Below are 22,433 nucleotides of genomic sequence, written 5' to 3'. Positions count from 1 at the left end.
CGGTGGTGGATCATCGTCGCCGGCGGGTGGGAACGGTGTACGACTCTCGAAGGTGCGGCGATGGTCGAGGTTGGCGGCGACACAACCGTCGGTATCGACGGTACGGGGCCGAACCGGGGCGTGTTCCCGCTGACGTTCGGCGTTCGTGAGGGCGACGGTTCGTGGATGGTTCACGCGACGGCGGCCGAAGCGGGCGAGTTGGTGGATCTGCCGGCGCGGTCGGCGGGCGAGACCGTGGTCGTTCTCGGTCTCGAGACGACGAGTTTCCCGGACGCGGACTTCTCGCTGTGGCGGCCGTCGCGGATCGCCGCCGAGCAGAAGGTCGAGTGCGCCGTGCACAGGGTCGGGTCGTGGGCCGCGGGCACCCCGGGGCTCGGCGAGGAACTTCCGGTGCTGCGCCGCGACGATCTGCCCCGTCTCCTGGACGGCACGTGGTCGCCGTACGAGTTGTCGATCGTGGAAGTTCCGGCGCGACCGACCTCCGCGCAGCTCGACGACGTGGTCCTCGCGGTGGGAACCGCAGAGCACGGCACGCCGATCCGTCCATGCCCGCCCGGGTGTTGGGTCGATTGTTGACTTTGTCGGCCGGCTCCGCGCCGGCCGGGGACGCGGGCCGGTCGCCGAGGGCGATACCGGAACCGGATGCCGCGGCGATGCGGGACCTGATTCGCGAAAGCGCGTACTGGATCGGTGTCCCTGCGGATCCCGGCCACACGGACGACGGCACCGCGGTCGTCCGTCTGTCCGTGTTGCCGCGGCCTTGGCATCCGGGTCGCAAACCTCCCGAGAGGGTCGACCGCACGGCGACCCTCGACCTACGGCGAGGCACATGGGAGTTGACGCCGCAGATCTGACACCCGCCCACGACGGAGCCGACCGGCATGGCCCAACGGCCGGGCCGCGGACCGCCCGAGGTACGTGGCTTCCTTGAACAATGATCGTCGCTTTCCCGAACGGCTCGCGACCCGGCGGGCGTGGCGACCGGAGCGGGGATCCGGGGTCGGGGGATGCGGGGTCACGGGATGCGGGGTCACGGGATGCGGGGTCACGGGATGCGGGCGAGGCCGCCGTACTCGATGAACTCGCCGCCTTGCAGGATGCGCGGTTCGGTGTCGGGGTGCCAGTCGGTGATCTCGGTCAGGCCGGGGGGTTCGACGTCCAGGCCCTCGAGGAAGCCGTCGACGGTCGTCGGGGATCGCACAGCGCCCCATCGGCCGCCGGTGGCCTCGTCCATGCAGCGGGTGACGGCGTCGCGGGCGTGGGGGTCGTGGCTGACGAGTTGGCACACCAGCACGAAGCTGCCCGGACACAGGCGCTCCGCGACGCGGCGCACGATCGCCTTCGGGTCGTCGCGTTCGGGGATGCAGTGGAGCACGGACACGAACAGGGCGGCGACCGGCCGCTCCAGGTCGAGGGTGGCCCGGAGGTCGGGGTGGTCGAGGATGGCGTCGGGCTCGCGCAGGTCCGCGCGCAGGAAGATCGTGGATCCGTCGTCCTCGTCGAGGAGGATACGGCCGTGGGCCAGCGCGGTGGGGTCGTTGTCGACGTAGACGACGCGGCAGTCGGGGTGGACGGCCTGGGCGACCTGGTGCACGTTGTCGCGCGTCGGCAGCCCGGAACCGTGGTCGAGGAACTGCCGGATCCCGTGCTCGCGCGCCAAAACGCGCACCGCGCGCCGCAGGAACGCCCGGTTGTTCAGCGCCAGGGCGCGGACATCGGGGGCCACGCGCAGAAGCTTCCCGCAGGCACGGCGGTCGGCCGGGTAGTTGTCGGTGCCGCCGAGGAGATAGTCGTGCATGCGCGCGACGCTGGGTGTTCTCGTATCGATCGGGGGCGGGCCGGAACCGGTGTCCTCGTCCATGGTGTCCCCTCGACGTCCGCGCCACTCCCCCGCCAGGGTGACACGTCCCCATGCTAGGGAATCGAGGATCCGGTGGTGGGCAACTCCTGTGGGTGAACGCGGGTTTCGGGGCCCGTTCGTGCGGCACCGGCGCGGATTCGGGCGCACGGAGGCACGCGGCGCGGCGCGCGGTGACGTCCTGGGCCGGGGCCGTCGGTGGGGACGGCCGCGGTGGTCGGCGCGGCCGTCCGTCGAACGGTGGGTCAGGCGTGGTGGTGGGTGCGTTCGAGGTCGCGGATGGTGGCGGCGGGCAGGGCGCGTTCGGCCATGACCAACCGCATTGCGACGGCGGACACGTCCAGGCCCATCAGGTTCGCGGTGGTGGTCAAGGTCATGCCCAGGCGGTAGTGCAACACGACGGCGTCGGCCTGGTCGGGGGGCAGGGCCCGGTGCAGCGCGTCGCGGACGGTGTCGGGGGTGTCGGCGGCGTCGACCGCGGCGTGCAGGACGCACCAGGCGTGCCCGGCCGGGTTGGCGGAGCGCAGGATCTCGTCCCAGCGGGCGGCGAGTTCGGCGAACGCGTCGTCGACGGCGGTATCGGCACGGCGGTCCTCGACGCGGGTGCGGGCGTAGCGCCGGTAGGGGTCGTGGTGGCGTCGGCGGAACGCGGCGAACGCGGAGGTGGCCGGGCGGGCGGGAGCGGCGGCGGCGTCGGGGGGTGGGGGTGGCGTGGTCATGGCGGCTCCGTGCGGGGCGTCATGGGGCGGGGGTGGGGTCCTCGCGGGAGACGAGCGGATTCCGGGCCAGGCCGGGCTCGGGGATGCGGCCTCCAGGTGGGTCGTCGGGACGGCGTAGTCGACGCCGTTCCGGTGGCGGCGGGTCCATTCGGGGTCGTCGTCCGAGACGAGAGTGAGGGCCTGGGCTCGGGGCCGGTCGGGAACCAAGGTGCGCTCCAGGGCGGCTGCGGTGACGGCCGGGGGGGTGGTGGGCGAAGCGGGGAAGGGGCGCGACGTTCGACGGCGAGCCACAGGCCGCGCGGGTGGCAGGCCAGGGCGTCGGCCGCAGCGAGGCAGTCGCGGGAGTGTCGGGGCCGCCCGGCGTGACCGGTCCCATGGCGAGGGCAACTTGTGAAGATCGCGCCCGAGTTCCTCGGCAACGACCCCGGTCGTCGTCCAGGGCGGGCGGTGGCTGCCGTCCAGGACCGCCTCGCCGCGCTCCTCCCCATACGCGTGACGCGGGCGAGGTCGCGCGGCCCGGCACGACCGCCGCGGTACAGGACGCGCGGCACCGCCGCGAGGCGTCGGCCGACCGGGGCGCGGACACCGCCGGGGCGACGGCGGCGCAGGTGTCGGGCGGCTGAGCCGGCACGACGCCGAGGTCGGTGGGCACGCGCGGCACCGGCGCGGGCCCGGACGGCGGCGCGGCGGTGTCGGGGGTGGAGGTGCGGGGGCCGGCGACGCCGTCGGCCAGGCGACGGGCCTCCCGGCGCAACTGCCCGTATAAATGGACGAGTTGCGGGGAGGTACGGCCCCGCCGGTGTGCGTCGACGACGGAACCGGCGAGCGTCGGGAGGCCGTCGGCCGGGGTGGGTTCGTCGGTGACGCGGGAGCGGCGGGCGCGGCGCCCGGCCCGGCAACGCTCGTTGGCCGTCGAGATCCGGCAGCGCTCGGTGCGGTGCTTCCCGGGGCGGCCCGCGGTGCCCTGGGGCGGGTCGAGCTTCCACCGGCAGGTCGGACAGGTCACCGCAGGCGAGGGGGCGGACATGGCTTCTCCGTCCGAATCTGGAGGACCCCGCGCGCGCTCCGCGAACGGGGGGCATGCGTGGGGACGGGCGGCGAGTCGAGAGGGCCGGGTACCGCCGCGCGGCGGCACCCGGAGGGGTTCAGTGGACGCGGATGCGTACCCACCGGGCGATGGAACGCCCCACCGAACGCCGGGTCCGCCGGAACGATCCCCGCCGCGCCCGGACGCGTCGCGCGGTCGGGTGTCGCGGCCCACCACGACGCGAAGCGCAGGTCCACGTCCCACGCGTCGATCCCGCGGGTTTCCGGGCCGAGGCGGCACGGAATGCTACATTCGAGCGGCGCCGCGACTCACCCGACAAAATCGGCGGCGCAATGATTCGATCATCTGCATACCCGTTCGAAGTTTCCGGCCCTGGGCGCGCCTCGATCGCACCCGGGGCCTTTTCCTGGATTGACTCGGACATTGAATCAGGCCCCACAGGACGCTCGCCACGCATTCGGCGCAACGCCGTGCACCGGGACATACCGACGTTAACTCGTCGAACATCCCCACGACTTCGTGACCCCGACAATGAATCCGGTCGCGACTGCAATCGGTCCCGATCGCATTCGATCGCCCGACGCCGAATCAGGAGCGGAGATCGAGATCGACGGTCGAATTCGTTCTCCGGTGTTTTGCGGGGCCTCGGACACCCCGAAGGAAATGTCACCCGTTCGAGGGAACGCGCAAATGCAGATGCAACGACCGCCGTTCAAGGTCGCCCGGACGTCGCGTCGACGCGCGAACTCGAACCGGCCGGAACCGACACACACCACGCGCAGCTCGGCCCACCCTAATCCGCGCCACCGACACCACCACGGAGCCCACCACGCGTCCGGCGCCGAACGACAGGACCGCAGGCGCGACGGCAGACGAGGTCGGGGCGGTGGTCCGCGGACGGCGCACCGCGCGGGCTCAGCGGGTTGCTCCCGTCTCCCCGCGACACCAAGGCCACGCCGCGGGTTCTCGCAAGCAAACGACAAGGCTCACGTAACGCGTGCCGAACCGGGCGCCCCCATGGCGGGCCGCCTCGTGGCCCTGCTTGCTCGACCTGCCCTGCACCGTCCCACCGATGGGGAGCGCCATGCCTCGTAGTGCGAGCGTCACCGCCCCGATCCGGCATGCCGCCGGCGTCGTCGGCGTCCTCACGGGAGGAGCGAGCCACGAACGTGAACGCTCCCTGAAAACAGGTGCCGACGTGGCGCGCGCACTGATCGCCCTCGGATACCGGGCCCGCGTGCTCGACACCGTCGATCCCGCATTCGTGGAGAAGGTGCGCACGGTCGACGTGGCGTTACTGGCACTGGCCGGGCGGCGGGCGGAGGACGGGACACTACAGGGCTTCCTGGAGACGATGGGCATCCCGTACACGGGCTCCGGTGTCCGAGCCAGTGCGCTCGCCATGGACAAGCCGACCGCCAAGACGGTGGCCGGCGCCGCGGGTGTGCCGGTTCTGGCCGATGTCCTCGTATCGGACACGGAAGCCGCCGACACGGCGGCCGACGAAGGCATCCTCGCGCGCCTGGGCGTGCCCGTCATCGTCAAGGCGCGCGACGAGGGCAGCTCCGTCGGCCCGGCCGTGGCACGCGACCGGATGCGGCTCGTGCAGGCGCTGGAGGACCTGCGCGGCGCCGGCCACGCGCTGTTCGTCGAACCGTTCGTCGAGGGCAGGATGGTGACGGTCGGCGTTCTGGAGACGGACCTCGTTCCGTCGTCCCTGCCCGCCACGGAGGTCTTCGTCGTCGGCGACTTCTACGACCGCACGGCGAAGGCCGGCCCGGATCTGCACTCCTTCGGGTGTCCGGCCGACCTGCCGGACGTGACGGCGCTCGAGATCGGGGAAGCGGCCCGGCGAGCGCACCTCGCTCTCGGCTGTTCGTCCCACTCGCGCAGCGACTTCGTGATCGCGCCGGACGGGCGTTTCCACTGGCTCGAACTCAACACCCTGCCGGCCCTGCGCCGCACGGCCCACTCCCGTTGATGGCCGCCGCGGTGGGCATCGAATACGAGGACCTGGTCGAGCGGATCCTCCTCGGCGCTTTCGCCCCACGCCGCTGAGGGTGCGACGGCTCCGGGCGTCCCACCGGAACGCGGACGACGATCCGGGCCCGCGCCGAGGGATCACCCGGGTCACCGGTACGGGACCGTGTCGTGCGGTGGGTCAGTGGGGGATGGTGTCGATGAGTTCGCGGGCCCCTGGGCGCAGGAGGGCGACGGAGGCGCCGAGGCCGGCGGGGTCGAGGGGGCCGGCCCATTCGTGGGCGTTGAGGACGGTTTTGCCGTCGGGGGTGAACACGGCGGCGCGCAAGGAGAGTTCGCCCGTGGGGTGAGTGCCGGCATAACCGGCGACGGGGCTGTCGCAGTGACCGCGGAGGGTGTGCAGCAGGGCGCGCTCGGCGGTGGCCTGACGGGCGGTGTCAGGGTGGTCGGGTGCGGCGAGGACGTCGAGCGGCGGCAACCGATTCCCGCCCGGGGTCCTTCCGGGCGGGAATCGGTCCGGACGCCTTCGGGAACGGACGTGTATCGAGAGGGTCTTCTACAGGAACGTGACCCGGTCGGCCGGCGGAACCGCGAACGGCGTGGTGGGCGTGGAGTATGCCTGGAGGTACTCGGCGAAGGACGCCGTGTCGGTCGTCTCACCGCTTCGGTCGGTGCCGGCGGCGAAGACGGTGAAGCCGTTGCCGCCGTCGGCAAGGAAGCTGTTGACGGTGACGCGGAAGTTGTCGCCGGCCATGACCGGTTTGCCGTCGACACGCACGGTGTCGGCGAGCAGCCGATCGGCGCCCGCCCGCTTCATGTCGACCGAATAGCGCAGCGCCGAGGACAGTTGCAGCACCCTGGTCTCGGTCTCGTTGATACCGGAGAACTGCTGGCGCAGCGCTTCCAACAACTGATCGCCGGTCAGGGTCATGGTGATCAGGCCGTTGTGGAACGGCAGCACCCGGAAGGCCTCCGCGTAGGTGACGACACCGTCGCCCTCGTTGCCCGATGCCTTGTAGATCAGGTCGGCCCGCATGCCACCGGGGTTGAGCAGGGCCAGTTGCGCCCCGTCTCCGCGAGTGGCCTCCACCTGCCCGTCGGTGACCGGATCGCCCAACGGTGTCTCCGGCCTGGTGGAACCGCGCCCGAGCAGGTCCCCGGCGATGTAGCCGACGGGCTTGTCGGCGAGGGCCTTGGACCGCTCCTCCCAGTCCGCGACGACCTTGCCGACCTCGGGGTCCTCTGGACCGGCCCGATCCACGACGTGGTTGCGGGCCCGTGCGGAGTCGACCACGACGTCCTCCGTCGCGGGGTCCACGGTGAATCGCACGTCGGTATAGGTACGGCCGAAGGACGCGGCCTGGGTGACCAGCCGTTCCCGGCCGGCCGGTCCGCGCACGTGGCAGACGTACGCCTCGTGCGAGTGGCCGGTGACGAACAGGTCGACCTTGGGGGATGCCTGCGCGGCGATGGACCTGATGCGTCCGCGCAGTTCGGACGCCGGTCCCTTGGTGTCGCAATCGTCGTCGTACGCCGGTCCCGGAGGCGGGCTGCCTTCGTGGACGAGTACCACGATGGCCTTCACGCCTTGTCGGTCGAGTTCGTCGGCGTACCGGTCGACCCGGGGCACCTCGTCCTCGAAGGACAGGTCACGAACGTACGGCGCCGGCACGGCCTGCGGGGTGTCCCGGGTGGTGAGCCCGATGAATCCGATCCTGGGGCCGCTGGGCAACCGGGTGATCCAATAGGGTGGAAGGATCGGCTCGTCGTGTCCCTTGTACGTCACATTGCCGGCGAGGTAAGGGAAGTGGGCTCCGGCGTAGGGGTGTTCGGGGATCGAGCAGCCGTCTTCGGGGTGGCACCCGCCGTGGGCCATCCGCAGCAGCTCCGCGGGACCCTCGTCGAACTCGTGGTTGCCGACGGAGGTCACGTCGAGGCCGAGGGCGTCGAGGGCGTCGACGGTCGGTTCGTCGTGGTAGGCGGCGGACAGCAGCGGGCTGCCGCCGATCATGTCCCCGGCCCCGACGGTCAGCGTGTCGCTCTGCCCGTCGCGAGCCCTGTCGAGGAGTGCGGCCAATTGCGGGACACCGCCGGCCTGGACACTCTCCAGGGTTCCGTCGGGCTTTCGTCGCGTGATGGCACCCGCCGGTCCGTCCACGGGACGCAGGTTGCCGTGGAGGTCGTTGAGGGCCGGTAGTTGTACGGCGATGGGCGCCGCGGGAAGTTCGGCGGTCGGAGCCGGAGCCGCGGCGGCGATCCTCGCCAGGACGAGAGCACGGGGACGTCGCATGCGCCGAAGCCGACAACCGGCCGATCCCCGGGGGACCGACCGCCACGCCGGATACCACCGAACGGCTCACGGCGACTGCCCGTCCGGCCCAGCCGCCACCGCTCGCATTCCGACCGGCCCCGCGCGCGAACCGTGAGGGAGACCGGCGTCGAGGCCGTTGGGCCCGTCGGCCTCCCGGAGCGCTCGGGTCACCGTTCGGCGTGCTGTCCCCGGGCGAAGATGGTGGGGGCTCCGGGCAGTTCCGGTGCGGGGCCCAGCGCCCGCGCCAGGTCGCGCACCCCATCGTGCAGGGACACCGCGGGGCGGTATCCGAGCGCCTCGATCTTGGCGATGTCCGCGACGAGACGGTAGGTGTCGTCCTCGATCTCCGTGATCGCGTCGACCGCGGGCTTGCGTCCCGTGACCTCGCCGATCACGTCGACGAGTCCACGCATCGAGGTCTCGGTGCCCGAACCGATGTTGTACACCTCCCCCAGTCGTCCCCGGTCGGCGAGCGTCAGCAGCCCCGCGACAAGGTCGGTGACGTGCACGAAATCGCGGGTCTTGCCGTCGATGTCGCCGACGATCTGAATCGGCGCGCCGTTGAGGTGCCAGCGCAGGAACCGGCCCACCTCGACCATCGCCTCCCGCGGGTTCTCGCCCGGGCCGTAGACGCAGAACGGCCGACCCACCACCACCGGCAGCCCACACGCGTGATGCAGGGCCAGGCAGGACACCTCCCCGCCGAGTTTGGACGCGCCGTAGGGGACGAAGGGTCGGTTCGGATGCTCCTCGTCCATGGGGAACTTCCGTGGTGTGCCGTACGTGGACGCGGACGACACGTACACGACCCTGCGCACCCCGGCGGCCAGCATCGCCTCGGCGAACGAGAACGTGCCGAGCGCGTTGATCTCGAAGTCCAGGCGCGGCTCGGTGATCGACAACGTCCCGTTGGCGTTGGCGGCGATGTGGAAGGCGAGGTCCACCCCGGCCGCCAGCTCGGCGATCTTCTCCGTCTCGCGGATGTCCACCGGGAACAACGTGACCCCCGGCGGCGGGTCGTCCGAGAGCGAGGTGCGACCGGTATCGACGATCCTTACCTTCTTCCCGAGGGCCAGGAGGGCATGGGTCATGTGCGTTCCGATGAAACCGAGACCACCGGAAACGAGGACCGTGTCATAGGTATTAAGCACAGAAAGTTACAATAGTTACTAATTGAGTCATTCGCACGATTTAGCCTCCGAGATGAGGCCGCGCGGGTGACCCCTGCCCGGTGTGGCCCGGCTGCCGGACCGCGATCGACCTGCGCGCCGGGGGCGTGCGCTCCGCCGTTCGGATGCTTGCCGGCCCGACCCTGGGCTGCGGGCCCATCCGGCGTGCCAGAGTAGGCCCGCGCCACCCAACCGGAGCGTTCGGGTGGTGATGGAATTCCGAACGCCCGGACACGGGCCGGACCGCCCGCCGCGAACCCCGCGGCCCACGGCCGGACCCGGCACGGGCCCCGAGGTCACACACGCGGAGGAAGGCATGGCGACATCGGAAGCACGGATGGACGTGACGGCTGTGATCGTGGCCGCCACGCGGGCCGTCGAGACCGGCGGCGACCGTCCGCTGTTCCAGGACGAGTTCGCCGCGGACTTCGTCCGTGCCGCGGGTATGTCCGAGGTTTTCCCGGTCAGCCACGCACAGATCGGGCAACGCGACAACGCCGAGAACCTGCGGGCGCTCGTCGGCATCACCGCGTTGCGCACCCGGTTCCTGGACGACTACTTCGCCGAGTTCGCGCTGAACCAGGTGGTGATCCTGGCGGCGGGGCTGGACACCCGGGCGTTCCGGCTCGCGTGGCCCGCGGGGTGCACCGTGTTCGAACTCGATCACGGCCCGATGCTCGACTTCAAGCAGAACGTGCTCGACCAGGCCGACGCGCGCGCGAGGTGTGATCGGCGCCCGGTGTCGATCGACCTGCGGACGGACTGGGGCAGCGCGCTCGATCGAGCCGGGTTCGATCCGAAGCTGCCCACGGCGTGGCTGGCGGAGGGCCTGTTTCCGTTCCTGCCGCCGACCGCCGAGGAGCGTCTGCTCGACGGGATGCACGAACTGTCGGCAGCCGGCAGCACGATCGCGGTATGGGCGATGGCGGCGGACATCCGCGGCGCCGACGCGACCGTACGTTCGACGATCACCGACTTCGGGATCGACATCAACGGGATCACGAACACCGAGCCACGCCGCGACGCCCGGACGCACCTGGCGTCGCTCGGCTGGTCGGTGACGGAGTCCACCGTGGACGAACTGGGTGAGCGCTACGGCCGTCCGCAGCAAAACCACCCGGTCACCTTCTTCACCGCGCACCTGGCGTAAGGCCCACGCGAGCGAACCGGCAAGGACGAAACGGGGAATCATGGAGATGCCGAACATCGGCCGACTGCTGACACGCGCGGCGCAGGCCCACCCGACTTCCACGCTCCACTACTGCTCCGAAACGGGCGTGCGGCAGAGCGACTACGCGGAACTGCTGGACGAAGCGCTCCGCGTGCTGACCGGCCTCCGCCGGCAGGGTCTGCGACCCGGCGACAATGTCCTGATCCTCCTGGATGAAGCTCGATCGTTCCTTCCGACCTTCTGGGCATGCGTGTTCGGCGGTTTCGTCCCGTGCCCGCTCCCGCCGGGCACCAAGGACGCCGACCGCGACCAGCACAGGCACATGCACGAACTCCTGGGCCGGCCCCTGCTCGTGGCCGGTGAGCGGCTCCACCTGCCGGGCGTGCGAATCGCCACGTTCGAGGAGTTGGCGCGCCACGAACCGGCGAGCGACACGTACGACTCCGGTCCGGACGACGTCGCCGTCCTGATGGCGACCTCCGGATCGACCGGCCTGCCCAAGGCGGTGATGCTCACCCACGGCAACCTCTTGGCGTCGATGCCCGCCAAGAACGGGTTCCACCGCCTGACGCCCGCGGACGTCACGCTCAACTGGGTCGGCTTCGACCACGTCGCCGCACTCCTGGAATGCCATCTGCTGCCCGTCTTCGCCGGGGCCTCGCAGGTGCACGCGTCGCCGGCGGCGATCCTCGACGAACCGCTCGACTTCCTGCGTCTGATCGCCCGGCACCGGGTGACCGTCACGTTCACCCCGAACTTCCTGCTCGGTCTGCTCAATTCGGACCGGTACCGGCTCTCCGCGGAGGTGGACCTCTCCTGCCTGCGGCACATCGTCAGCGGCGGCGAAGCCGTGCCCTGCGCGACCGGAACCGCGTTCCTGGCGAAGTTCGGATTGGCCGACGGCGTGCTGTGGCCCGCGTTCGGCATGACCGAGACCTGCGCGGGAAGCGTGTACTCCCTCGACTTCCCCGACGCGGACCGGGAGCAGGAGTTCGCCGCGGTGGGCCGTCCCGTGGAGAACCTGGACATGCGGATCTCCGACGCGGGCGAACTGCAGCTCCACGGGCCCATGATCACCCCCGGCTACTACCGGAACGAGGAGGCCACACGCGCGGCGTTCACGGAAGACGGGTGGCTGCGCACCGGCGACATCGGTCGGATCGACGACGGCCGCCTCACGCTGATCGGCCGGAACAAGGACAGCATCATCGTCAACGGCGTCAACTACTACAGCCATGACATCGAAACGGCGCTGCACCAGTTGGACGGCGTCGCCCCGTCGCACGTCGCCGCGTTCCCGACCAGGCCACCGGGCAGCGACACGGAGCAACTCGTCATCGCCTTCCATCCGACCACCGACGACGATCGGGCGCTGTTCGGCGTGCTGACCGCCGTCCGCAGCACCGTCGTCATGCACTGGGCGTTCCGGCCCGCGCTCGTGATCCCCCTGCCCCGCGAGGAGTTCGCCAAGAACAGCCTCGGCAAGATCTCCCGGTCGACCCTGCGCACCAAACTGGAGGCCGGCGAGTTCGCCGGCGCCATCACGCGCACCTCGGACCTGGTGCGGCGCCACCAGGGCGAATACTCGCCGCCGTGCACGCCGACCGAGGAAGCCCTCGTCGAGATCTACGCCGACCTGTTCGACATGAAGCCGGACGAAATCAGCGCCACCGCCGACTTCTTCGACCTCGGCGGCACCTCGCTGGACCTGCTCCGGCTGCGCCGCGCCGTCGGCTCTCGTCTCGACGTGCCGGACGTGGAGACCAGCACGCTGCTGATCGCGCCCACCGTACGCGCGCTCGCCGAACGCATCACCGGCGAAGCACGGGCCTACGACCCCGTCGTGCCGATGCGTGACGACGGCGACAAGGCACCGCTCTTCTGCGTGCACCCCGGCGCGGGTGAAGTGCTCGCGCTTTTGGACCTGAGCCGGTACTTCACCGGCGACCGGCCCTTCCACGCGCTGCGTGCCCGGGGCTTCAACGAGGGCGAGGCGCCGTTCGCGACGCACACCGACATGCTCGCCGCGTACACCGACGCGATCCAGGCGCGGCAGCCGCACGGCCCGTACGCGCTCGCCGGCTACTCGTCCGGCAGCATCGTCGCGTTCGCCATCGCGCAGGAGTTGCAATCGCGCGGCGAACAGGTGGCGTTCCTCGGCTCCATCGACTTTCCGCCACTGCTGCGCCCGCTCCTGACCGGCCTCGACTTCTCCGTGACGATCTCGGTACTGGCCCTTTTCCTCGGCCTGATCACGCCGGAGCAGTCACGGACGCTGCCCGCCAAGCTGCGCGGCCGGCCGGCCGGGGAACAACTCGCCGAGGTGATCGGCTCGGCGTCGGAGCGGCGGCTGCAGGAACTGGACATGGACCTGGCGAAGTTCACGGACTGGATGACGCTCGCCGAGTCCCTGAAGGCGGTCCGGGCCGAATACGACCCGAGCGGGACCGTTCCGCAGATCGCCGTCTTCCACGGCGCGGAGCCTCCGCCGCTGCCGATGTTCGACGACATGCCCCCCGTCGAGGCCAGGGCGCTATGGCTCGAACTCCTGCACGACTGGGACAGGTTCTCCGACCGGCCCGTCCGCTACGTCCAGGTCCCCGGCGAGCACCACATGCTCACCACGCGACCACACGTGGTCACGCTCCAGGCCCGGCTGCGCCGGGAGATCGACCGATGCCTGGGCGACACCTCCCCGACCTGACCCCAACACGCGACGGGGCAGGAGACTGCGGCCCTTCCCCGGAGTGGACCTCTGCCGGAGTGCGGTGGCCGTGGGGCTTGGGCGGACGTGGTTGCGTGGTGGGTGGTACCTGTTGGGCGGGGCTCGGGGGGTGGGGTGCGGGTGGTTTGTTAGGCCGCCATTCGGGCTTGCAGGGCGCTGATGCACCAGTCGAGTTCGCGTGTCGGGCTTTCCGGGGCGGGCCAGCCGTTGATCACCGCGAGCAACCGGAGGTACCGCTCCCGGCGAGGGTCGTTCGCGGTTTCCAGCCGGGTGGACAACCGACGCCGAAGAGCGAGGTCGTCGGGGCTTCGCAACGCGTGCGCGTACCGAGCCGTGATCGCCGCGACGACCGGATCCGCCCGGGGCGAGGCCGGGTCGATCCCGGCCACCATCGCCGGACCGACCTGGTCGCGGACCGTTGCCACGGGATCGCGGCGCAGGCCCGCGGCACCGCCCCGGGCACGATCGGCCACATGGTGCCCGGCCATGCGCCGCACGACGGCGCGAAAGTCCGGGTCCCGGGACAACTCGGCCAACTCCACCCATGCCTCGACCTGCTCGGTCTCGGGGTCTTCGGGCAGCTCGGGGGTCATCGATCGCACGATCCCCACAAACTCGGGACCGGCGCCCAAGTCGCCGAAGGCGGCGTCGAGGAAATCGCCGACGAGACGTCGGCGTTCGTCCTCGGAGAGCTTGGCCAGCTTGTGCATGAGATCCATCTCCTCGGGGGTGGACCCGCGCCTGGCCACCGCCGTCAGCACCGCGCGCCGCAGGCGCAGCGTGCCGATCTGCGCCGCCAGCGCCTCCGCGTGCGCCGCGGCGACCTCGGCAAGCGGGATCTCCCGGTCCACGACCCTTCGGATCGTGGGCAGATCCAGTCCCAGGTCCCGCAGCGTCCGCACGAGGTCCAGGCGTGCGACGGCTTCGATGCCGTAGAGGCGGTAGCCGGCCGGGCTACGCTCGGTCGGCGGCACGATCCCGCGGTCGGAGTAGAACCGAATGGCCTTGACCGTCAGTCCGGTCCGCCGGGCCAGATCGCCGATCGAGTAGAGCGTGTCGCCGTTCATGCCCCCACCCTCTCGTCTCCCCCTACCGGAGACTCAAGCCCACGGAGTCCAAGGGCCGTCGCAAGGCAGTGATCCGAGTCACCGGGCGCACCACCTCAGGACGAGCGGCTCCGTTTTCGGCGGTCGGCCGGGTGCCTCGGCGGGGAACACCGTCGAGGCACCCGGGGGTTCAGCCGCTCAGGGGGTGGTGGTCCAGGTCGTATCCGAAGTAGCGCGGGCCGGTGAGGGCCAGGCCGGCCGGGCTCAGCCAGCGGGGGTCGCACGGCGCGGCCAGGACGGTGACGCGTAGGCCGTAGCGCAGGCCCTCGGTGGTGACCGGCTCGCCCGTCTCGGTGTCCAGGACGCAGATCAGGTCCGGGGTGGTGGCGACCACGCGGCCGTCGCGGCGGGCGAGGAGGTGCTCGTTCTGGAAGTCGAGTTCCAGGACGGCGCCTTCGCCCTCCAGGCGGGCCCGGCCGCGGGCGAAGCCACCCTCGGTGCGGCGTTCGACGTCGACCACCTTGCCCGCCGACAGGTGTACGCCGCCCAGGAGTTCGCGGGCCTCGGCGACCGGGTCGCGGTGCGCCGCGTGGGCCTCGCGGACCACCCGGCCCAGGTTCTCGGCCAGGGTCAACGTGGCCGGGACCAGACCGTCGCGGAGCTGGTCGCCGCGCAGGACGGTGTCCGCGCAGGAGATCTGGCAGCCGCGCTCGACGCACACCGCGCGGGCGATGCGCTCCGCCTCGGTGTTGTCCACCGCCCGCACCACGATCGTGTTGCCCTTGTCGTCGGCCAGCGCCATCGGCGAGTTCGACACCCCGATCAGGCCGGGCAGCACCATCTGCGCTTCCGGGAACGCGCGGCCCATCGCGTCGCCGTCGACGATCGGCAGCCCGGTCTGCGCGGCCGCGGCCAGCGGGATCATCGAGTTCACGCCGCCGATCTCGATCGGCACCAGGTGGGTGGCCGGGCGGCCGAGCACCGCCTCCAGGGCACGCAGCGCGTTGATCTCCTCGCGGCCCGAGGGCAGTTTCTCCAGGAGCACGGTGGGCGCGCCCATCGACGAGATCGGCACGACCGTCGCGTCGGCCGGTACCTCGTCGATGTCGACCACGGTCACCGGGCCGTGCCGGCGCACCGCCTCGCGGGCGAGCAGCAGGCCCACGTACGGGTCACCGCCGCCGCCGGTGCCCAGGATGCCCGCGCCGCGCGCGATGTCCGCCAGTTGTTCGATGCCGATCTCACGCATGGGTGGGGAATCCGTTCTTCTCGTCGGACCCGGTGCTCGCCGCGCCGAGTCGGTCCAGGTCCAGGTCGCCGACGGCCTTGATGCGGATGCGGGTCGCGCCGCCGGGCAGGTATGCCAGCGGCACCTCCTCGACGTCGACGACGCGGACCGTGCCGGGCCGGGCGCCGGAGTCCTCGGCACGCCGGATCGCCTCGGCCCGGGCACCCGCGAGCACCTGGTCGCGCTTGCCCTCGGGGACCTTGTGGACACGGTCGACCTCGCCGCCGACCTGGGCGATGGCCGCGCCGACGGCGTTGGCCACGTCGAAGTGGGCCGGCCTGCGTACGTCGGGGAAGCCGGGCAGGCCGCCCGGGATCAGCACGCTGCCGCCGCCGACGGCGACCACGGGCAGCGGCGCGGCCGAGGTACGCATCCGGTCCACCGTCTCGGCCAGCCGTTCGGCGATCCGGGCCAGTCCGCGTTCGGCGAACGCGCGATCCACCTCCGCCACCGCGCCCTTGTCGCCGATGTCGGCGGCGCCGGCGGCCACCGCCAGGTCGGTGGCGGTGAGCGTGTCGCCGCCGAAGACCAGGGCCTGTTCGGTGAGCCGGTAGCCCACGCTGCGCGGCCCGACCTCGCCGTCGGCGGCGACCAGCGAGCCGCCGCCGATGCCGAGGGAAAGCACGTCCGGGATGCGGAAGTTGGTACGCACCCCCGCCGCCTCCGACTCGCCGGCCGCCTCGCGCGGGAAGCCGCCGACGAGAATGCCCACGTCCGCCGTGGTGCCGCCGACGTCGACGACCGCGCAGTCGGTGAGCCCGGACAGGAACGCCGCCCCGCGCATCGAGTTGGTCGGCCCGGAGGCGAACGTGGCCACCGGGTAGCGGCGGGCGTGGGCGATGTCCATCAGCGTGCCGTCGTTTTGCGATATGAAGAACGGCGCGGTGATCCCGGCGCCGGTCAGCGCCGCGCCGAACGCGTCCACGATGTGCTCGGCCAACTCGCGCAGCGACGCGTTGACGATGGTGGCGTTCTCGCGCGCCAACAGGCCGACCCGGCCGATCTCGTGCGACAACGACACGTGCACGTCGCCGAGTTCGGCGGTCAGGATCTCGGCCGCGCGGATCTCGTCCTCGGCCGCGGCCGGCGAGAACACCGAGCTGATCGCGATCGACCGCAGCCCCCGGGCCCGGATGTCGGCCGCCACGCGTCGCAGTTCCGCCGGGTCGAGCGGCGAGATCATCCGGCCGTCGTACTCGCGCCCGCCGTGACACAGCCAGGTGCCGCCGCGGATCACGTCGCGCAGCCGTTCGGGCCAGTCGACCATCGGCGGCAGCGCCTCGGTCGCGGGCAGCCCGAGCCGTACGGCCGCGACCTCGGCGAGGCGTTCGCCCTCGATCAGCGCGTTCAGGAAGTGGGTGGTGCCGATCATCACCGCGTCCACGGCGGCCGGATCGGTGGGCCGTCCGTCCGCACCGGGGGCGGCGAGCAGCGCGGCGACGGCTGCGGCGACACCGGAGGTGACGTCGGCGGTGGTGGGGGACTTGGTGCCGGCGACGACGCGGTTGTCGTCGCCGAGCAGGGCGGCGTCGGTGTTGGTGCCTCCGACGTCGATTCCGATGCGCATGTGGTGATTCCTCTTGCCGAAGTGCGAGAGTGCGGTGTGCCGGTGTGCCGGCGTGGCGATGTGCCGATGTGGCGATGTGGCGAACGACCGAAGGGCCGATGGATTCAGATCGCCGTCGCGGCCGCCTCGATCTCACGGGCCGCCGCCGGGTGGGCCGGTTGCTCGACCGGGAGTTCGCGGTGCGGGTGCACCAGGTTCAGCCGGCCGGCGACGATGTACCCGAACCCGGCCAGCAGCAGGGAGTTCAGCGCCGGCACGCCCCACCACTGGTAGTGGTCGCACAACCAGCCGACCACCGAGGCCGCGCTCCACACCACGATCGTGGCGGGCACCCACGAGGGTTCGGTCTCCGGGAGCCGGCCGATCGCCCGGGAGGCGTCCAGTTGCGGGCGCCAGCGTTTGGTCACGAAGTACTCGGCGACCATGATGCCCGCGATCGGCGGGGTCACCACACCGAGCACGGTCAGGAAGTCGGTGAACCGGTCGAGGATGCCGGCCGCCGCCGCGAGGCTGCCCAGCACGCCGAAGACGATCGTCACGGCCGTACGGTTCAACCGCACCCCGATCGTCGACTCGACGGCGCTGATCAGGCCGAGCGAGGCGGAATACAGATTCCAGTTGTTGATCTTCACGGTGGCCGACACCAGGATCAGCACCCCCACCACGCCCGAGGACGCGGTGATGATGGCGATCACGTCGGACGACTTCACCGCGTACGCCAACAACACCCCGGCCAGGCCCAACACGTACTCGCCCAGCGAGATCCCGACCAGCGTCTGCTTGACCACGTCCCCCGTCGACCGGTTGAAGCGCGTCATGTCGGGCGTGGTGACCGCGCCCACGATGTACGAACCGGCCACGATCGTCGCGCCGGTCGCGATCGATATGTGCTCGCCGAACGGCGGGGACGCGAGCAGATCGCCCATGTCGTGCCGGGAGATCTCCACCGTCATCGCCCACCCGGCCAGCCCCAGGAACGCGGGCACCGTCACGAACGCCGTCCACCCCATCGCCCGGAACCCGCGCAACACCAGGAGCGTCACCCCCAGACCGGTGATCAGACACCACCCCCACAGCGGCACACCCGACGCCAACGAGTGCAACCCGGCGGCGAACACCGCGGTCTGCACCCCGAACCAACCGAACAGGCTCACCGCGATCACCAGCCCGATCAGGGCGGACCCGTAGCGGCCGAACCCGGTCCAGCGCGCCAGCACCGACGTGGTCAACCCCTCGCGCATCCCGGCGACGCCGACGAAGACGCACACCACCTCCAGGATCACCGAACCGAGCGTGAAGGCCCAGAACGCGCCCCAGAAACTCAACCCCGCGCCCAGCGTCGCGCCGAGCAGGAACTGGGTCAGGTCGGAGAGTTGGCCGAAACGCTGGACGGCGACGTTGAACCACGCGTGGCGCGCGGACCTCGGCACCCGCTCCAGCGGATAGTCCTCGTCCAGGGCGTCCGATGTGCCCACACGAGGCTCCTTCGCGACGGCGGGCGTTCTGCTGTCCGTGGTCATGCGCATTCCTCCAGGGCGAGGCACGGTGAAGGGCGAAGGTGAAAGCTGAACGGGGCGCGCGTCACCGGGACGCGTACGGCCCCGCGAATGCGGTGCGAAGCCCGGTCACAGCGGTGACGGCGGGCCCACCGCTCGCGCCCGCAGACTGAACGCGGGGCCGGGAAGGTACGGCACGGGCACCCGCTCGACCGGCAGTACGACGACCCGGCGCGGATCCGCCCCCGCGCGCACCGCGCTGCGCCGCGCACCCTCGCGGACCTCGTCCACCGCGTGCGCCTCGCCCGCCTCGCCCGTGCGCACCAGTTGCTCGTACGCACCGCCGACCGGACTGAGCGCGGCCCCGAACGCCCCGGCCACCAGGCCGTGTTCGGGCAGCACGATGTCCGCGGCCGGCGCCGAGCCGGCCGCCGACGCCGCCGAGCCACCGCCGACCACGACCAGCGGCAGGCGCGCCGCACCGGGCTGCATCCGGTCCACCGCCTCCTCGAACGCGTCCGGATCGTCGGCCGGCACCCGGATCAGATCGGGCATCGGGAAGCTCACCGGCACACCGCCGATGACCACGCCGGGTCGGCTCTCCTGCGGGAAACCACCCGCCAACACGCCCACCCGGATCCGCCGCGCCCCGACGTCGGCGACCACCGCGTCGGCCAGCCCGGTCAACAACCCGGCGCCGCGCAGCGTACCCGCCGGGCCGCTGCCCAGGGCCAGACCCGGATGCAGCCGCAGATACTCCAGCGAGGTCAACGTGCCGTCGCCGCGCGCCACCAGGACCGTCGCCGACGACAACCCCAGCGCGCCGAGCGCGGCGGTCAACGCGTCCGCCAGCGCCCGGGTGTGCCGCGACAACGCGGCATCGAGGACCGTACCGTTCTCCCGTTCGATCAGACCCAGCCCACCGGACCCGGCGGACAGGCCCACGAACGCGTCCGTCCCCACCTCCCGGCGGATGATCTCGGCCGCCTCGTGCTCCTGCGTGTCGTCGATCGGGGAGAACACCCCGGTCACCGCGAACGCGTCACACCGACCGGCCAGCGCGCCCGCGAACCGCGCCACCGCGTCCCGATCCAGCGCGACGGCATCGGCCCGGGTCAACCCCGCGCCGCCGTCCACCATCGCGCTGCCCGCGTGCACGGCCGTGCGCAGATCGGCGGGCCACTGCGCCAGCGGCGGCACCGCGTCCGACACCGGACCGCCGATCCGCAGCACCCCGACCCGGGTCAACCCGGCCCGCCGGGTCACCGCGTGCGCCGCGGTGCGCAGGCCGATCGCCACGTGTGCGGCCCTCGGCCCACGCGGCGCCTCGCGCATCAGCGCGGCCACCGCGGTCCGCACGCTCTCCACCGGATCCCCGGCCGACGGCACCTTGACCGTGGCCACCGGCACGTCCCCGGCCAACAGCGCGCCATCGGTGTTCGTCGGGCCCACGTCCACACCGATCGTGCGCACCCCGCCGCTCATCGCCGGGCCTCCGTACATCCGGGCAGATCCAACCCGAACGCCGCCGGCCCGCCGAGCCGAAGTCCCGCCTCGGTACGCCACGCCGGCGCGCACTCGAGGGCCAACACCGACACCCGCAACCCGTACCGCAACGCCTCGACCTGCAACGCCTCACCCGTCCGGGTGTCCACCAGCGCGATGATGTCCGGCGTCACCACCACCGGCCGGCCGTCCTCCAGCACGGCCAGGAACTCCGTCTGCGCCTCGATCCGCAGCAGCCGGCCCGCGTCCCGGCCCAGGCCCTCGACCAGGATGCCCGTGGCCGGATCCGCCGGCCGCTCGATCGCGGCGATCTTGCCCGTGACCACCCGGCGCGCCACCGGCGACGGATCCTCCGGCACACCGTCGGCCAACGCCGCGCCCACCGCCAGCGCCCGCCGGATCGACCCCGGCACCGCGTGCCGCGCGACCTGTCCGGCGGTCAGCGGATAATCCGCGCACGCGGCCTGCCCACCGAACGCGTTCAACACGCCCCGCACCACCCGCTCCAACCAGGGCCCGTCCGCGTGGTCGACGACCACCGTGCGGCCGCGCTCGTCCGCCAGCACGGCGGGCGTGGCCGGGATCGCGGCCAACTCCAGCACGTTCTGATCCATCCGGGGAAAGGCCCGACCCATGCTGTCCGCGTCGAGCAGCGGCAGGCCCACCCGCGCGGCCCACGTCACCGCCACACACCCGTTCGAGCCGCCGATCTCGCTCGACATCAGCGCCACCGGCGCCCGACCTCGAACCGCCGTCACCCGATCCACCATGCGCCGCGCCTCGCCGAGCCCCCCGAGGCGCTCGCCCATCACCGGCGACGAACCCACCGTGCCGACCGTCATCACGGCCGCGTCGGCGGGCAGGTCCGCCGGGCGCAGCACCCGCACCGGCCCGTGCTCGGCCACCGCCTGTCGGGCCCCGGCGAGGGTGACCGCCGTCGAGCCGCCGCCGCCCGAGCCCAGGACGGCGCAGCCGCGCGCGAAGTCCGGAAGCAGTCCGGCGTCGAGTTCCATGGGTCAAAGGTACGAACAGCAGGCGTATCGGACGTGTGCCACGCGCACCCGATCGGGCCGAACATGTGCGGCCGGCACACTGGGCGCCGTGATCGTACTCGCGGACCTCCTCGACGGCCCCGATACCGACGGCCTCACCGTCATCGCCGGACCCGTCGACGCCCTCCCGCTCACCGGCGTGCGTCTGGAAACCCGCGCCGACCGCCTCGCGCACGCGCCCGCGGGCTGCCTCGTCGTCCTCGCCACGCCGCTCGGCGGCTACCGGCTCGACGTCGCCGTCCGCGACCTCGCCGCCGCCGGCGCCGCGGGCCTCGTGCTGACCACGCTCACCCCGGACGCACCCGTCCCCGCGACCGCCCTCGGCCTCGCCGATCGCGGCCGGGTCGCGATCCTGCACACCGACGGGGACCTGGCCGCCCTGATCCTCGCCGTGGACCGCGCGGTCCGCGGCGGTGCGGCCGACGCCCTCGCCCGGGTCCACGCCGCCGCCCACGAGCTGCCACCCCTCGCCGGCGACCCCGAACGTGTCGCCCGAGCCGCCGGCCGCCTCCTCGGCGTCCCGGTCGCGCACCGCGTCCCGGAACCCGGCGAGGCCGGCGCGTCCGCCCGCGGACCCGACGGCGATACCTGGCTCAGCGCCCCGGACCGACCCGGACCCGCCGGCCAGGCCGTCCACGCCGTCCTGGCCCTGGCCGCACTCGCCGCGGCGGCCGGTCCCACCGACGACATCCCCGTCCGCTCGCGGGGCCAGCTCCTCGCCGAACTCCTCGCCGTCCCCGAGGCCCAGGCGCTGCGCCTGGCCGGGCGCGGCCGCGCCCTCGGCCTGCCCGTCGACACCTGGCATGTGGTGCTCCGCGTGGAACCGGTCGCCCTCACCGGCACCGACCGCTACCGCCTCCTGGAGACCGCCACCCCGTCGGCGCTGCGCCTGCTCCGCTCCACCAGCGCCGTCACCTGGAACGCCGCCCGCCTCGACGAAGCCCTCATCCTCGCCCGATCCCACCCCACCGACCCCGGCCGCGACGGCATGCGCACCACACTGGCCGACGCCGACCGCGTCCTGGCCGCACTGCGCGACCGCAACCCCGACGCCGACCTGCGCTGCGGCATCGGCGCCGCCCACCGCGGCGTGCTCGGCCTGCGCACGTCCGCCCGCGAGGCGCACACCGCCCTGACCCGATCGAGCGCCGGCGACACCGGTCCCGTCACCGCCCACGACGCCGCCGGCCTCGACCGCATGCTCCTCGACTGGTACTCCTCCGACGCCGCCCACGAAGCCGTCCGCGAACTCCTGGCCCCGGTACTCGCGTTGGGCCCGCAACGCGCCGTCCCGCTGCTGCGCACCGTCCAGGCCTACCTCGACCACCAGGGCTCCCCGGCCCGCGCCGCGGACGAACTCCACCTCCACCGCAACGCCGTCACCAAACGTGTCCGCAAGGTGGAGGACCTCCTCGGCGCGGACCTGACCGACCCCCGACAACGACTCGCCGTACAACTGGCCTGCCGAGCACACCTGATGTAACCGCGCACCGGCGA

15 protein-coding genes and 1 pseudogene are annotated in these 22,433 nt (G+C 72.2%); 5 read left to right on the top strand and 11 right to left on the bottom strand.

What is annotated here, in order from left to right:
* Positions 1–165 precede the first annotated feature (165 nt).
* Positions 166–576 carry a hypothetical protein gene (locus EMA17_RS04270; RefSeq protein ID WP_126635480.1) on the top strand — a complete coding sequence of 137 codons (411 nt, stop codon included), beginning with the start codon at positions 166–168 and terminating at the stop codon, positions 574–576.
* A 469-nt stretch (positions 577–1,045) separates the two neighbouring features.
* On the opposite strand, the gene EMA17_RS04265 is transcribed toward EMA17_RS04270, so the two are convergent.
* Together EMA17_RS04265 and EMA17_RS04260 are read right to left on the bottom strand one after the other, a co-directional pair.
* On the bottom strand, positions 1,046–1,861 hold the full coding sequence (locus EMA17_RS04265; protein WP_126635479.1) for an SAM-dependent methyltransferase: 816 nt from the start codon (positions 1,859–1,861) through the stop codon (positions 1,046–1,048).
* Positions 1,862–2,103: 242 nt separating this feature from the next.
* The gene (locus EMA17_RS04260) at positions 2,104–2,577 is read right to left on the bottom strand and encodes a sigma factor-like helix-turn-helix DNA-binding protein (RefSeq protein ID WP_126635478.1); all 474 of its coding nucleotides are present in this window, start codon (positions 2,575–2,577) and stop codon (positions 2,104–2,106) included.
* A 2,246-nt stretch (positions 2,578–4,823) separates the two neighbouring features.
* Between EMA17_RS04260 and EMA17_RS04255 the strand changes: the two genes are divergently transcribed.
* Entirely contained in the window at positions 4,824–5,606 is a 783-nt protein-coding gene (locus EMA17_RS04255) for a D-alanine--D-alanine ligase family protein (protein WP_246126430.1), read from the top strand.
* 180 nt (positions 5,607–5,786) lie between these two features.
* Here the strand turns inward: EMA17_RS04255 and EMA17_RS04250 are convergent.
* From EMA17_RS04250 to EMA17_RS04240, 3 genes and pseudogenes are all read right to left on the bottom strand, one after another.
* Positions 5,787–6,047 (bottom strand): annotated as a pseudogene (locus tag EMA17_RS04250) (hydroxymethylbilane synthase); the annotation flags it as partial.
* Positions 6,048–6,161: 114 nt separating this feature from the next.
* Positions 6,162–7,895 (bottom strand): bifunctional metallophosphatase/5'-nucleotidase, encoded by a 1,734-nt coding sequence (locus EMA17_RS04245; protein ID WP_126635475.1) that lies wholly within the window; start codon positions 7,893–7,895, stop codon positions 6,162–6,164.
* Positions 7,896–8,083: 188 nt separating this feature from the next.
* A complete protein-coding gene (locus EMA17_RS04240; protein ID WP_281290431.1) occupies positions 8,084–9,067 on the bottom strand; it encodes an NAD-dependent epimerase/dehydratase family protein in 984 nt (327 codons plus the stop codon).
* A gap of 334 nt (positions 9,068–9,401) precedes the next feature.
* Here EMA17_RS04240 and EMA17_RS04235 point away from each other — a divergent pair, with 334 nt between their 5' ends.
* Complete coding sequence (locus EMA17_RS04235) at positions 9,402–10,235, top strand: SAM-dependent methyltransferase (RefSeq protein WP_160161310.1); 834 nt, start codon at positions 9,402–9,404, stop codon at positions 10,233–10,235.
* A gap of 40 nt (positions 10,236–10,275) precedes the next feature.
* Positions 10,276–12,960, top strand: coding sequence for a non-ribosomal peptide synthetase (locus EMA17_RS04230; RefSeq protein ID WP_246126429.1), 2,685 nt, complete (start codon positions 10,276–10,278; stop codon positions 12,958–12,960).
* 149 nt (positions 12,961–13,109) lie between these two features.
* On the opposite strand, the gene EMA17_RS04225 is transcribed toward EMA17_RS04230, so the two are convergent.
* The 6 genes from EMA17_RS04225 to EMA17_RS04200 form a co-directional block, all read right to left on the bottom strand.
* The gene (locus EMA17_RS04225; RefSeq protein WP_126635472.1) at positions 13,110–14,048 is read right to left on the bottom strand and encodes a MerR family transcriptional regulator; all 939 of its coding nucleotides are present in this window, start codon (positions 14,046–14,048) and stop codon (positions 13,110–13,112) included.
* 169 nt (positions 14,049–14,217) lie between these two features.
* Positions 14,218–15,276: an S-methyl thiohydantoin desulfurase family protein gene (locus EMA17_RS04220; protein WP_126635471.1), complete on the bottom strand. Its 1,059-nt coding sequence runs from the start codon at positions 15,274–15,276 to the stop codon at positions 14,218–14,220.
* Positions 15,269–16,882, bottom strand: coding sequence for a hydantoinase/oxoprolinase N-terminal domain-containing protein (locus EMA17_RS04215; protein ID WP_126635470.1), 1,614 nt, complete (start codon positions 16,880–16,882; stop codon positions 15,269–15,271). The genes EMA17_RS04220 and EMA17_RS04215 overlap by 8 nt, the downstream gene beginning before the upstream one ends.
* Before the next feature lie 104 nt (positions 16,883–16,986).
* Entirely contained in the window at positions 16,987–18,357 is a 1,371-nt protein-coding gene (locus tag EMA17_RS04210; protein ID WP_126635469.1) for a purine-cytosine permease family protein, read from the bottom strand.
* A gap of 150 nt (positions 18,358–18,507) precedes the next feature.
* Positions 18,508–19,863, bottom strand: coding sequence for a hydantoinase/oxoprolinase N-terminal domain-containing protein (locus EMA17_RS04205; RefSeq protein ID WP_126635468.1), 1,356 nt, complete (start codon positions 19,861–19,863; stop codon positions 18,508–18,510).
* Positions 19,860–20,897: a DUF917 domain-containing protein gene (locus tag EMA17_RS04200; protein ID WP_126635467.1), complete on the bottom strand. Its 1,038-nt coding sequence runs from the start codon at positions 20,895–20,897 to the stop codon at positions 19,860–19,862. Before EMA17_RS04200 ends, EMA17_RS04205 begins: the two co-directional genes overlap by 4 nt.
* 88 nt (positions 20,898–20,985) lie before the next feature.
* Here EMA17_RS04200 and EMA17_RS04195 point away from each other — a divergent pair, with 88 nt between their 5' ends.
* Positions 20,986–22,419: a PucR family transcriptional regulator gene (locus EMA17_RS04195; RefSeq protein ID WP_126635466.1), complete on the top strand. Its 1,434-nt coding sequence runs from the start codon at positions 20,986–20,988 to the stop codon at positions 22,417–22,419.
* Positions 22,420–22,433 lie beyond the last annotated feature (14 nt).

The organism is Embleya hyalina (genome assembly GCF_003967355.1).
Taxonomy (GTDB): domain Bacteria; phylum Actinomycetota; class Actinomycetes; order Streptomycetales; family Streptomycetaceae; genus Embleya; species Embleya hyalina.
Note: the sequence above shows the minus strand (reverse complement) of the source record. Positions and strands in the feature narration are given on the sequence as shown.

Bases quoted from the DNA above. Each gene is read 5' to 3' on its own strand.
- EMA17_RS04200 (WP_126635467.1), bottom strand. From the start codon at position 20,897: ATGGAACTCGACGCCGGACTGCTTCCGGACTTCGCGCGCGGCTGCGCC.
- EMA17_RS04245 (WP_126635475.1), bottom strand. From the start codon at position 7,895: ATGCGACGTCCCCGTGCTCTCGTCCTGGCGAGGATCGCCGCCGCGGCT.
- EMA17_RS04205 (WP_126635468.1), bottom strand. From the start codon at position 19,863: ATGAGCGGCGGGGTGCGCACGATCGGTGTGGACGTGGGCCCGACGAAC.
- EMA17_RS04270 (WP_126635480.1), top strand. From the start codon at position 166: ATGGTTCACGCGACGGCGGCCGAAGCGGGCGAGTTGGTGGATCTGCCG.
- EMA17_RS04230 (WP_246126429.1), top strand. From the start codon at position 10,276: ATGGAGATGCCGAACATCGGCCGACTGCTGACACGCGCGGCGCAGGCC.
- EMA17_RS04265 (WP_126635479.1), bottom strand. From the start codon at position 1,861: ATGGACGAGGACACCGGTTCCGGCCCGCCCCCGATCGATACGAGAACA.
- EMA17_RS04220 (WP_126635471.1), bottom strand. From the start codon at position 15,276: ATGCGTGAGATCGGCATCGAACAACTGGCGGACATCGCGCGCGGCGCG.
- EMA17_RS04225 (WP_126635472.1), bottom strand. From the start codon at position 14,048: ATGAACGGCGACACGCTCTACTCGATCGGCGATCTGGCCCGGCGGACC.
- EMA17_RS04215 (WP_126635470.1), bottom strand. From the start codon at position 16,882: ATGCGCATCGGAATCGACGTCGGAGGCACCAACACCGACGCCGCCCTG.
- EMA17_RS04260 (WP_126635478.1), bottom strand. From the start codon at position 2,577: ATGACCACGCCACCCCCACCCCCCGACGCCGCCGCCGCTCCCGCCCGC.
- EMA17_RS04235 (WP_160161310.1), top strand. From the start codon at position 9,402: ATGGCGACATCGGAAGCACGGATGGACGTGACGGCTGTGATCGTGGCC.